The organism is Paraglaciecola algarum, from assembly GCF_021532655.1.
GTDB classification, from domain to species: domain Bacteria; phylum Pseudomonadota; class Gammaproteobacteria; order Enterobacterales; family Alteromonadaceae; genus Paraglaciecola; species Paraglaciecola algarum.
On the sequence record NZ_JAKGAS010000001.1, the window covers coordinates 820,212 to 832,761 of the forward strand.

The 12,550-nt window shown below is 37.3% G+C and carries 12 protein-coding genes; 4 read left to right on the forward strand and 8 right to left on the reverse strand.

All coding sequences use genetic code 11. The annotated features are described in order from the left end of the window. Positions 1–359: 359 nt before the first annotated feature. Genes L0668_RS03350 through L0668_RS03360 form a run of 3 tightly spaced genes read left to right on the forward strand, consistent with a single transcriptional unit; the run spans position 360 to position 3,611 of the window. Positions 360–1,028, forward strand: a complete 669-nt coding sequence (locus tag L0668_RS03350; protein WP_235310640.1) for a GntR family transcriptional regulator — start codon at positions 360–362, stop codon at positions 1,026–1,028. Between the two features lie 12 nt (positions 1,029–1,040). Then, the gene (locus tag L0668_RS03355; RefSeq protein ID WP_235310641.1) at positions 1,041–2,195 is read left to right on the forward strand and encodes a mandelate racemase/muconate lactonizing enzyme family protein; all 1,155 of its coding nucleotides are present in this window, start codon (positions 1,041–1,043) and stop codon (positions 2,193–2,195) included. Positions 2,196–2,255: 60 nt separating this feature from the next. Then, a complete protein-coding gene (locus L0668_RS03360; RefSeq protein ID WP_235310642.1) occupies positions 2,256–3,611 on the forward strand; it encodes an MFS transporter in 1,356 nt (451 codons plus the stop codon). A gap of 141 nt (positions 3,612–3,752) precedes the next feature. On the opposite strand, the gene L0668_RS03365 is transcribed toward L0668_RS03360, so the two are convergent. Beyond that, positions 3,753–4,472: a heparan-alpha-glucosaminide N-acetyltransferase gene (locus L0668_RS03365; protein WP_235310643.1), complete on the reverse strand. Its 720-nt coding sequence runs from the start codon at positions 4,470–4,472 to the stop codon at positions 3,753–3,755. Beyond that, positions 4,469–4,741, reverse strand: coding sequence for a hypothetical protein (locus tag L0668_RS03370; protein WP_235310644.1), 273 nt, complete (start codon positions 4,739–4,741; stop codon positions 4,469–4,471). The genes L0668_RS03365 and L0668_RS03370 overlap by 4 nt, the downstream gene beginning before the upstream one ends. A gap of 116 nt (positions 4,742–4,857) precedes the next feature. On the opposite strand from L0668_RS03370, the gene fabA reads away from it, so the two are divergent. Continuing rightward, positions 4,858–5,376, forward strand: coding sequence for a 3-hydroxyacyl-[acyl-carrier-protein] dehydratase FabA (gene fabA / locus L0668_RS03375; protein ID WP_235310645.1), 519 nt, complete (start codon positions 4,858–4,860; stop codon positions 5,374–5,376). Positions 5,377–5,425: 49 nt separating this feature from the next. Here the strand turns inward: fabA and rmf are convergent, their stop codons facing one another. The 6 genes from rmf to L0668_RS03405 form a co-directional block, all read right to left on the reverse strand. Continuing rightward, on the reverse strand, positions 5,426–5,602 hold the full coding sequence (gene rmf, locus L0668_RS03380; RefSeq protein WP_235310646.1) for a ribosome modulation factor: 177 nt from the start codon (positions 5,600–5,602) through the stop codon (positions 5,426–5,428). A gap of 277 nt (positions 5,603–5,879) precedes the next feature. Next, positions 5,880–7,613 carry a DUF3466 family protein gene (locus L0668_RS03385; RefSeq protein ID WP_235310647.1) on the reverse strand — a complete coding sequence of 578 codons (1,734 nt, stop codon included), beginning with the start codon at positions 7,611–7,613 and terminating at the stop codon, positions 5,880–5,882. 24 nt (positions 7,614–7,637) lie between these two features. After that, positions 7,638–9,539: an ATP-binding cassette ATPase Uup gene (gene uup, locus L0668_RS03390; RefSeq protein ID WP_235310648.1), complete on the reverse strand. Its 1,902-nt coding sequence runs from the start codon at positions 9,537–9,539 to the stop codon at positions 7,638–7,640. Continuing rightward, the gene (locus L0668_RS03395; protein WP_235310649.1) at positions 9,536–9,769 is read right to left on the reverse strand and encodes a glutaredoxin family protein; all 234 of its coding nucleotides are present in this window, start codon (positions 9,767–9,769) and stop codon (positions 9,536–9,538) included. The genes uup and L0668_RS03395 overlap by 4 nt, the downstream gene beginning before the upstream one ends. A gap of 4 nt (positions 9,770–9,773) precedes the next feature. Next, entirely contained in the window at positions 9,774–11,873 is a 2,100-nt protein-coding gene (gene rlmKL, locus L0668_RS03400; RefSeq protein WP_235310650.1) for a bifunctional 23S rRNA (guanine(2069)-N(7))-methyltransferase RlmK/23S rRNA (guanine(2445)-N(2))-methyltransferase RlmL, read from the reverse strand. Positions 11,874–11,995: 122 nt separating this feature from the next. After that, positions 11,996–12,520, reverse strand: coding sequence for a cell division protein ZapC domain-containing protein (locus L0668_RS03405; RefSeq protein ID WP_235310651.1), 525 nt, complete (start codon positions 12,518–12,520; stop codon positions 11,996–11,998). Between the last annotated feature and the right edge of the window lie 30 nt (positions 12,521–12,550).

The window sequence follows — 12,550 nt, forward strand, 5'->3', positions numbered from 1 at the left end:
GCACTATTCTTTATGAGCCTTAGGCTAAACTTACACTAACCCTAATGGTTCAAGATAATGTAGTATTCCAATTGTGAAATTGTAGATGACTAATGATTTGATATTTAGTCTCACCGTACGATTTTATTGTGTACGGTAGTTGAAGATCGAGGCTATAAATAACCAAGGATAAGTAGATAACTTTTTGGTTATTACCAACCATCCAATAAAAATCAAAGGTCAGATTAGTCACTCTGCAGCGTCTAAGTATTAATCACTTAAATTAAAAAGGTTTCTTTATTTACAAATAAAATACATTTTTTAATTGTGATTATTTTTAATATAACGTAAATTATGTGTAATAAAGCAAGGGTAATGTAATGGCAATTGGAGAATATACCGAATCAACTGACAGTAAGTTGATTTCTGAAGAAGACTCTATCTATACAAAAATATTAAACGACATTGCCAGAGGTAAATTGGTAAGTGGAGACAGGTTAGTTACGACTCAACTAGCTAAACAGTACAACACCAGTATTAATCCAGTGCGTGAAGCCTTAAAACAATTGCAAGGTGAGGGGTTTGTTACAGTTTTGGCTAACAGTGGTTCTAGAGTGACTAAATTTGAATTTCATACTATGCGTGATGTGTTCGAAATATTAGCACTACTTGAACCTTACTTAATGGAATGGTTTATCAATGAACATACCGATGAACAATTGGATACGTTGAAAATCATTTTAAAACAAATGACAGACTTATCACCGTCTGACTTTGTTCGATATAGAGAATTAGACGCAGAGTTTCATGCCTCTATGTATAGCCATCATTACAATAAACGTGCTTATGGTATGTGGTGTAAAAACAGGTTGATGTTACAAGCGTTTCACGCAAATTTAGGGTTTTCAGTTAGACGTTTTGAGCAAAGTTTAGTTGAACATCAAGATCTCTTAACGGGTATAGAGAACCGTAATGTAGATGCTGTAATGACAACCCTAAATAAACATATAGATAACAGTGGCCAGTATTGGTCCAAACATTTTCAATAATTAGGGTGTTAAATGAGAATTACCGATGTTAAAGCCTATGGCTTTTGGGCTGGCATGCGCAATGTCTGTTTAGTTAAAGTTGAAACAGATCAAGGCGTATATGGTTGGGGAGAATCAGGACTTTCTGGTCGAGAAAAAGCCGTAATTGGCGCAGTCGAACATTTTAGGGAATTTTTATTAGGCAGAGATCCAAAACAAATTGGTGCGCTTTGGCAAGAAATGTACAGAGGGCAATACTTTGAAGGAGGACGAGTTCTCGCCGCTGCAATTGCAGCTATAGATATAGCACTACATGATCTGGTGGCAAAAAGTTTAAATGTACCTGTCTATCAGTTATTGGGTGGCAAACAACGTAATCATATTCCACTATTTGCCACCAGTGCAAAACCTATGGGACCTGAGTTAATTGAAGATGTATTGCGCCTCAAAGATGAAGGTTGGAATGTCATTCGGACTACACATGGCTTAAATGGTGTGACAGATAAGCCAACGATCTTAGAGCCATGTGAAAACTTAGTGTTAATTGCTAAATGGTTAACAAAAGCTAAAGAAGCCTTAGGTGATGAAGTTATATTGGGTATGGATTATCACCATAGATTGTCTGTCCCAGAAACGGTTTCTTTTATTAACCGTATGCCAAGAGGCACGTTAGATTTTATTGAAGAACCAATTCGAGACGAGTCTCCTGCTGCTTATCAAGCACTTCGTCAAATGTGTGACGTACCTTTTGCGATTGGTGAAGAATTTACTAGTAAGTGGGACTTTGCGCCTTATATTGAGAAAAACATTACCAATTTTGGTCGCATAGATATCTGTAATGCAGGTGGGTTTACAGAGTCAATGAAAATAGCCGCTATGTGTGAATCTCATTATATAGATATGATGCCTCACAACCCCCTTAGCCCTATATGCACAGCCGCGTCCATTCACTACTGTGCGGCAATTGGTAATATGGCATGGCTTGAGCTTAATCCATATGACGGCGATATGACTGATTTTGATAGATATTTTGTCGATCGCCCATTAGTTAACAATAATGCCTTTGATGTTATCGAAAAACCTGGTTTAGGTGTCGATGTTAACGAAGAATTAATTAAAGATTTAGATTTTAAGTTTTGGGAAGCCCCTCGGTTAATCAAAAAAGATGGCTCGTATACCAATTGGTAAAACGAGCTGTGTAATACTCCAATCAAAATTCAATAAAATTCAATAAAAAGAGTTAACATTATGCAAACAGCGGCCTTAAATATTAACAAGCCTACCCGTACGCGCTTTCAAATATTGGGATTAATATTTTTAAGCGTAGTAATAAACTATATGGATCGCACCAACATTTCTGTTGCAGCGGCAGCATTAACTGACGATTTACAGTTAACCTCTATTCAAATGGGCTTAATATTTTCAGCCTTTGGTTGGACCTACTCGGTTTGCCAAATACCAGGTGGTATCGTAGTTGATTTTGTAAAAGCCCGAATTTTATACCCTGTTATTTTAGTCTTGTGGTCAGCAGCAACTTTGATCCAAGGTTTAGTTAGTTCATTCGGTGCCTTAGTTGGCTTAAGGATGGCTATCGGTGTATTTGAAGCTCCATCCTACCCTTGTAACAATAAAATAGTGACTAATTGGTTCCCTGAAAACGAAAGAGCATCAGCTATTGCTATTTATACTTCTGGCCAATTTATTGGTTTGGCATTTTTAATGCCTGTGTTAGTTGTTATTCAAGATGCTTTCGGCTGGCGTGGTTTGTTTATAGTGTCAGGATTAGTTGGATTTGTTTGGGCCGCCATATGGTATGTGTTTTATCGCGACCCTGAAGATCACAAAGGTGCTAACCAAGCCGAATTAGATCATATTGCTCAAGATGAAGTGAAAATAGTAGAACAAGTAAAAGAACAAAAAACCGAACAAAAAGAAGTTTCGGAGAAAAACGAATCTAAGTTGACCAAAGAAAACTTAAAAATTGTTTTTTCTAATCAAAAGTTGTGGGGCATTTATATTGGGCAGTTTTGTTTAGGTGGCACCTTAATCTTCTTCTTAACTTGGTTCCCCACTTATTTGGTTGAATACAGAGGTTTGGACTTTATTAAGTCTGGATTTTTGGCTTCTATCCCATTTATTGCTGCATTTTGTGGTGTATTGATATCCGGTTTTTTCTCAGATTTCTTAGTTAGAAAAGGTGTATCAAAAGAAGTCTCACGTAAAGCCCCAATGATCATTGGTATGATGTTATCCATGTTTATCATAGGTGCCAACTACACTGATGACACTACTTTGATTATTACATTTCTATCCATAGCGTTTTTTGGCAATGGTTTATCTTCTATTGCTTGGATATTTGTATCATTGTTGGCTCCTAAACAGTTAATTGGACTGGTAGGCGGTTGTATGAATGCTATTGGAAGTTTAGCAGGCGTCATAGTGCCAGTGGTGATTGGCTTTTTAGTGACAGACGGGGACTTCCGCCCTGCTCTATTTTTTATTGCATCACTAGCTGGTATTGGGTTTTGCTCTTACTTGTTTTTAGTCGGTAAAATTGAAAGAGTAACCTTGCCGAGCGATAAGGCTGCGGTTCAAGGCGGGTAGAATAAAAGTAGTTGTTCATTAAAATTCAACTATTAAGTAAATAGTTAATAGCTAATAAGTTGAGAGTTGTGTTTACTGATATTATTTTTAGCACACAACCTCTCTCATTTAGTATTAGTGACTGATTTACACTAACCGAGTTCAAGCAAGGGCTAATTCAACTAGAGTAAATAATGCGTATAAAATAGGCTGGTGAATTAGGTAAATCGAAAGAGAGTGTTTACCTAACCAAGCCACTTTATTTGTACCAGCATTTTTACTCACAGAAAAACCAAATAACTTGTGATGCATCAAAAATATGCCAATTAATACCACAGAAAACCAAGGGTAAAATCTAACTAAGTCTACAGTTCGTTGTGGGATCCCAATATTCTCTATACTCCATAACCACAATGGAGTGAAAGTTATCCATTCAAAATACCAAGTGATCAATATAACCAAAGCAATCAGCAGGCTTAAGTTTGGCTTTTTGACAAAACACACGGATAACAGCAGCGCGATAGCAATAAAGTGAATAATGCCAAAATACACCCAAGTTGTGGGATACATGAAATAACTAGACACACTAATAAATAGTGCGACCAAGACTAGTTTAGAAACCCCCTTAGCTAATTTTTTAGTATTAATAGATTGGTAATATCCAAGATAACTACTCATACCTACAGCAAGTAGGAAACCCGATACTATCACTACTCTAAACACTCTCCACTCTATGTCTATACCCGTGTTATAGCTAGCCCAGCCAAATGCTGATAGATCATATCCGAAATGAAATATAATCATTAAAACAATTGAGCAACCTCTCAACACGTCTACTTCGAAGTTGCGATTGAATTGCTGAGTATTACTCGGGTTATTCATTTAGATGATTTGTTTTCGTTATCTTTAAGCCATTCATTTAAAAGCTTTATTTGGCCACACTTGTATGCTGCGTAGGTTATGCGTAACGAATTGGTCAGTATTTCGCTATCTGTCCAATTGGTTTTTTCAGAAATAGCGTTGTAACATCGCATCGCTTCAGGTGTGACGTATCCCCTCACCTGTTTATTACCTTTTTCTTTTTGTTTGTCGCGAAAACGTTTTTGTTTTTCAGCATTTGCACTGCGTTTTGCTTTGAGATTATTGCTCAAGAAGAGTCCTTTTAAAATAAATACCAAAATAGTTTAAAAAAATAACTGTTCAGAGTTGTTTAGCGTACAAGTGTTCGCTAAATTACGCACCAAGATTATCAACCTAAGTATATAGAATGACAATACAACAAAATAGCTTTACCAAAGAAGAACTTTTATCTTGCAGCCAAGGTGAATTGTTTGGCCCAGGAAATAGCCAATTACCCGCTCCAAATATGTTAATGATGGACAGGATTGCTGAAATATTTGAAGAAGGTGGTGAATACGGTAAGGGGTACATAGTAGCAGAATTAGATATTAATAAAGATCTTTGGTTTTTTGATTGCCATTTCCCTGGTGACCCAGTTATGCCAGGTTGTTTAGGGCTAGACGCCATGTGGCAATTAGTGGGATTCTTTTTAGGTTGGTGCGGAGGTCCAGGTAAAGGACGAGCTCTTGGCGTAGGCGAAGTTAAGTTTACAGGGCAAGTGTTACCTACAGCTAAAAAAGTCACTTACAGAATAGATATGAAACGTGTGATTAAACGTAAATTATATATGGGACTGGGCGACGGAACGGTTGCTGTTGATGGACGAGTCATCTACCAAGCTAAAGATCTAAAAGTAGGCCTGTTCCAAGATACCAGTAGTTTCTAGGCTATTTATTAGGTATGAAAAAAAAAAGCCCCAATTTGGGGCTTATTTTTTACCTACTGATTAATCCGATACTTCGGTCACCTATGGCTTCTCTCCAACCACCTAACCATTCAGACCTTGCATTTGCTGTCTGAAATGGGCAATTATCTTTTGATCTTCCTGTTATACCAGCTTGATAGCCTTTTGAATGCGCTCTTGAAAGTTTGTCTCTCTTCTGTCTTTTCATTGAGTTTCCTCTTTTAAAAAAATAAATGACTTATGGTTCAAGTGACCACGTAATAGAAATAGAGGATCGAAAGCTGTGATTCAATAGCAATTAGTAATTTTTTTGATTGACATTATTTAACTCTTTGAATCATTGTTTTTTTTTACTATAAACTAATTTTTTATAAAAAATTGGATTTGTCACAAAAATGAAATATAGATATTTGGTTATCATTTATACAATATTCGCTACAAAAAAAACCTGCATTAAGCAGGTTTTTTAAAGAATACTAAATTTTTTATAAGGACTTTACCTTACGACGCCTAACTAACAATAAACCTAACGACAAAGGCAATAACCAAATTAAGCTTGCTCCTTGTCTTTCCCTATTTTCTCCGGTTTCCGGCCCTTCGCAATCGTCTATTGTCCCACCTACAATCGGTTCTAATTTAACCGCCACTACTTGATCTCTTAATATTTCAGTCCCATCATCATTTAATAACAGATCGCCTCTTACATTACGTAATGGTGCTTGAATTAGCGCTGTAGCCGCTATTTCACCACTATCGTTTATGGCATTTGCTTGCACGATAGAATAAGGTGAATCACACCCAATCATGTCATTTAAACCAGAGAATTCTTGGGTTTGATGATCGTAAATGAATCCACCTGTTCGACGAGCTGTTTGTGTGGCTTCAATCTCACCGTAGCCAACCACTTGACCGTGGTTGTTAATGTCGAAGGCTACACTAGATGAACCAAGGAAAAAGTCTTCAGGGAAGGTTAACTCGCTAGTATTAACGTCATACACAAAAAACTTCGTTCTAAAGGAGCCATTAATCGACTTAGGTTGGTAACCAACTACCAAATCATTGTTGTTAATATCAGAAGCGGTACTCAAAGTTGTGGTTGACCGTGCAATATTAATATCAACGTCGGGAGTTATATTGATAACTTCATCACCATTGTACACTACAGCATAATTTCTGATGACTGTTGTATCACCAGACACATATTCTCCTGGCGCTTGACCCACGGCAATACCATTGTCATTAATAGCCACAGCTGAACTATTATATTTTGATTCATCTTCAGCGTCCGGTGTTAGTAGTAATCCTAATTCTTTAGTTTCAATAATGTTACCAGAGTCATCTAATTGCCAAATTAACCCCCTAATTTGTGAATGACTCGATACCTCTGATGCGTATGCAGTAAATAGAGAGGATATACATGACTCTACAGGCAAATCTCCGCGAGGAAGCACACCTTGGTCATTTAGCTCTTCATCCACACAGGTATCAATTGAGGTTTGTACCGCTTCAGAATCAAAAAAAGTCGTGCCAAAACCGACAACTTGGTTATTGTTATTTATGCCTGTCGCATCACTAATACCACCTAATGTAACGTCAATAGGCAATAGATCTATTATTTGTCCATTGATTGAAACAAAACCGTGGGTAGAAAAATCACTTAAAACAAATGTTGTATTTGTTTCTTCTTCAGTCCCCTCGGCGAATACATAAGGTAATTTGTAAAACCCACCTTGACTGCGTCCAACAGTATAACCCGCTTCATTTATATCAGTTATTAAGGTGCCAGTGTCCATCATAGGTTGGCCATCAGCATTCATACTACCAAAACCTGGGATAAAGCTACTTTCGACTTCTGTAGCAGAATAACTCGTGATATTAGCAATCTTTTGGATGAACTGAGACCCCTGATTACTCGTTAAACCAGACAACACATAGGAGTAGTCTGCCAAATTAAAATTGCCTGATTTTGCGGCATCTATATCCGTTAAATTATCAGTAAAAGATTCTTGCTCAAAATCAAGGAGCTCGATATCTATTGGAGTATTGTATGGCTCCTTTACATTGACTGTAATATTGCCACTTTCATTGATTGCTGTAGGAAAACTATTGTAGCCCTTGTCGGCAACAGGTAATTCAACTACTTTATATTTTGCACCGTGTACATTCGATACGGTTAAAAGGGCCAAAGATAATGCAACGGCCAACCTTGTTTTAATCATTTATAATCCTGCTTACAACTTATATTATTCGAGCATACTTTCTATTTCGTCCCATCTTTCATATGACTGACTTAACAACAACTCTGTGTCAGCCAACTTAGAAATAATCGGAGCGGTTTTTGATTCTTCTTGCTTAAAAAAGTCTGGTTCGTTCATTTGATTTTGCAAATGAGATACCTGCTGTTCAAGCTCTTCAATTTTTAATGGTAATGATTCTAATTCATGTTGTTGCTTATATGAAAGCTTTTTACCTTTAGCTTCTGAAGGTTTGGGTTTAGGACTCTTAGGATTGGATTTAGTTTCAGTTTTTGTTTTATTTTCTGCCGCTTGTTGTTTATACCAAGTATAAATATCAGTACAGCCACCAACAAACTCCCTAATCTCACCTTTTCCTTCAAAATACAAACTACTGGTCACTACATTATCCACAAATTCTCGATCATGGCTGACCAAAATTACCGTCCCCGGATAATTAGATATAGTATCTTCTAATAACTCCAAGGTTTCTACATCTAAGTCATTGGTGGGTTCATCTAGGATCAGTAAGTTACTAGGCTTGAGCATTAACTTAGCTAACAACAGCCGATTCTTTTCGCCACCTGATAAAGACTTAACTGGAGAGTTGACTCGCTCTGGGGTAAACAAATAATCCTGTAAATAACTCATTACATGACGAGTTCTATCATTAACTGTCACTTCACGCTTACCGTCAGCTATGGTGTCGATTACGCGTAACTCACCATCTAGTTGATCGCGATGTTGGTCAAAGTAGGCTACTTCTATGTTTGCGCCACATTTCACAGAACCAGATGTGGGTTGTAGCTTATTTAAAAATAATTTAATTAAAGTACTTTTTCCGCAACCATTTGGTCCCACTAAACCAAGTTTTTCACCGCGCATTATGGTGGTAGTTAACGATTTCACAATTAACTTGTCTTCAATCACATAGTGTAGTTCGTCAGTATCAAAAATAATTTTGCCTGAACTTTTTGCTTCACTGACTGTAACTTTGGCGCGACCTAATTTGTTTGCGCGTTGAGAGCGTTCGACCCGTAACGCTTTTAGGGCACGTACTCTGCCTTCATTTCTGGTTCGTCTAGCTTTGATACCTTGCCTGATCCAGGTTTCTTCTTGACTTAATTTCTTATCAAAAAGTGCATTTTGGCTTTCTTCAACTTCTAGGTCGTGAGCTTTTTGATCTAAATAAGCTTGGTAATTACCAGGATAACTGACTAAGTTGCCTCTATCTAAATCTACTATACGACTGGCCACGTTACGAATAAAGGCCCTGTCATGGCTAACAAAGACAACCGCACCTTCGTAGCCATTAACTGCTTCTTCTAACCATTTAATCATGTCGATATCTAAGTGGTTAGTCGGTTCATCCAACAATAATATATCAGGGTCACTTGCCATAGCGCGCGCCAATGCCGCTTTTCTACGCCAACCACCGGATAAATTACTTAACTGTTGATGGGGATCTAATTGCAGTTTAGTTAATACTTGTTGAATTCGTTGTTCAAACTGCCAACCATTATGATGGTCAATCTTATGTTGTAACTGCTCTAACTTGTTCAGGTTTGCATCAGAGGGATCTTCTGCCACTAAATCAGCTGTATGAAAGTAATCTCTTAAATATTGACCCACTTCGGCCAAACCTTCTGCTACGTAATCAAATAAGCTACTTTCTACGCTTGATGGAGGATCTTGCGGTAAGCGGGAAATTTTAACGTCATTGTTTACAATACGTTGACCATCATCGAGCTTGATTTCTCCTTCAATGACTTTTAGTAAAGTCGATTTACCAGAGCCATTTCTACCCACTAAACACAAACGTTCACCAGGGTGAATGACTAATTCGATACCGTTTAATAATGGCGGGTGGCCCAATATAATACTGGCGTTTTTTAACTGCATTAAACTCAAAACATAAACTCTTTTAATTGTTGCATATCAAATGGCCACGGTAATTCTTGTTGGGTATCTTGGCGATACAAAACCGGTATACGTGCGCCATAGCGATGAAATAAATCTGTAGATGAACGAACGTCAACTTTTGTTGTGTGTAAGCTAGCTTCGACAGTCAAGTTTTCTAACATATCAAAGGCTTGCTCGCATAAACAACAGTCTTTGCCTGAATACAAAATAATTTCCATTTGGTTACCTTTTTATCAAAGACCAACAGTTATGTATTTTCGGGTTTCGTTTAAAATCTTCTGGCAAGGTTTGGTTCGAAATATCTTTTATACTCAATCCCAAAGCTTCTAATTCAGTGGAATTAATTTTAAATTGGCGCAAATTATTTGAGAACACTATTTCGCCTTGCGGGTTAAGACATTCTAGAGCGTCTGTAATCAAGGCTACATGATCCCTTTGTACGTCCCAAGTTGCCTCCATTCGTTTAGAGTTCGAAAAAGACGGCGGATCGATAAAGATTAAATCGTATTTACCTCTATGTCGTTTTAACCAAGTTAAACAATCTGCTTGAATAAATTCGTAAGCACCTCGTAAATTGTTAGTAGTAAAATTGTCTTTTGCCCAATCTATGTAGGTATTTGACATATCAACAGTGGTCACCGATTTTGCCCCACCTAAAGCCGCATGAACCGACACAGTGCCTGTATAAGCAAACAAATTCAGTACGTCTTTGTTTTTAGCTTTTTGCTGAATCAATTGACGAGTAATGCGGTGATCCAGAAATAACCCAGTGTCTAGGTAATCAAATAAGTTAACCTGAAACTTAGCGCCATTCTCAAATACTTCAATGCGCTCTTTACGCTGAGCGACTTTTTGATATTGATTTTTTCCTTTTTGCTGTTCACGCACTTTAAGCACAATTTTATCAGATTCAATGCCTGATACTTGTACTAGAGATTGCATAATTTCGTTAATGCGCTTCTTCGCTTTGTGCTCTGGCACGTCTTTTGGTGCAGAGTATTCTTGCACAACTAGATGGTCAGCATACTGATCGATAGCTACATTATATTCAGGTAAATCAGCATCATAAATACGATAACAATTGGTATTTTGCTTTTTTAACCATTTATTGGTTTTTTGCACATTCTTTAAGAAACGATTAATAAAGTCATTTTCCAATGGTTTTATTTCGCGTATTAGGCAGTTTTTTTCATCTAACTCAAAGTTGACTAATAAACATTCAAGTTTACCGTTCATCAATTTGTATTCTTTTTTAGAGGTTAACTTCATTTCTCGCAATAAATTGCGATCGGAAGTTAATAAAGAGACATGCCAGTCTTGAAAGTGTTGTTTTAGCTGTACACCCCACTTTTGAAAAAGTGGAACCAATTGTTTAGTGTCACTTAATCGTTCACCGTATGGCGGGTTGCTGACTAGGTAACCTTTTACTAAATTTTCTAAGCTCAATTCACAGGCATTTTGCTGAGTAAACTCAATTAAATCTGCCACACCTGCTACTTGTGCATTTTCTTTGGCAACTTTCAATACCGCTCCATCAATGTCATTAGCTTTAATAAAACATTGAGGCGTAACTTTTTGCGATTCGGCATGTGCAGATAATTGTTGCCATAATTCACTATCATGCTGCTTCCAACTGTCGAAGCCCCATTTGTCTCGTTTTAGTCCTGGCGCTATTTTTGATGCCATCATAGCAGCTTCAATGGCAATCGTACCGGCTCCACACATAGGGTCGATTAGTGGGGCTTGTTGATTTTTACTCCATCCACTACGAATTAACATTGCACTGGCAAGGTGTTCTTTTACCGGTGCTAAACCTGTTTTTAAACGATAATGTCTCTGGTGTAAACTTTGTCCACTTAAGTCAATATATATCCCTAATATGCTACGCCACATTCGGGCTTGGACTCTAATATCAGGTGACAACTTATTGACCGAAGGTCTTTGGTCAAAGAAAGTAGTGAATTGGTCAACAATGGCATCTTTAACTTTCAAACCACCAAATTGGGTATTATTGATGCTTTGGTTAGTGCCGGTAAAATCAACCATAAAAGTATTGTGCATGGCAAACTGGGTTGGCCAATTAACTTGATCTGTTATGTGATAAACATCATCGGCGCAATTTACTTCACCTTCAGCTAGTTTAACTAACACACGGTTTGCTAAGCGAGACCATAAGCATACGTTATATGCATCCGTTAAAGAGCCGCTAAATAATACCTGACCAGGTTTGTTCTTTAGTGCCACATCTGGACAGATTTGAGCTACCTCTTCTAATAACAGTGCATCCATTCCTTTTGAAGTGGTAATTAAAAATTCAAACATAGTATTACTCGTAGTTAAAAACGGGCGGGATTATACGGTAAATTAGGCTTTAGTGCTTGTATATTCGAACTAGCTTTGCACAAAATGTCGTAAACGATGGTCGTATTTAAACTAATTGAAAATTAAGCGCTTAACTGACAACACTGACCCGCTAGGTAAGGTTCGAGTCTATTCTTTGCTACTTTAACTAAATCAAACTTTTGTAGTTGTTTGTTTTCGTTTAATTGAATTTGATTGGATATCAACATACAGGTAGCAAGAACTCCCTCATCTAACAAAACTAAAACCACTCCGCTACCGAATATATTGTTAATACGGGCTAATTTATGATGACTACCAGGATTGTCTATTTCATCAAAAAACCAACTCTTAGGTGAGATCGGTTTATGAAATTGCAATGCGGCAGTTGCGTTGATTAAGGTATGGGTCAATTGAGCATCGGTTAAGTTTGCGCCACTGGACTGAAGGTAATTAGCCATGGAAAGATAAGACTCTGTATCTCTTAGGCTAAATAATTTTTTAACGCTAGGTAAATCTACTATGTGTTTTTGTCCATAAGCAGTCGTGCACTGCCATTCACTTCCCATAGACAACATTAGCTGACTATTTTCAGTAAACCAAAACCAATTGGACATAGGTTGCAACATAACACTCATAAAATAAAAAAGAACTTAAAT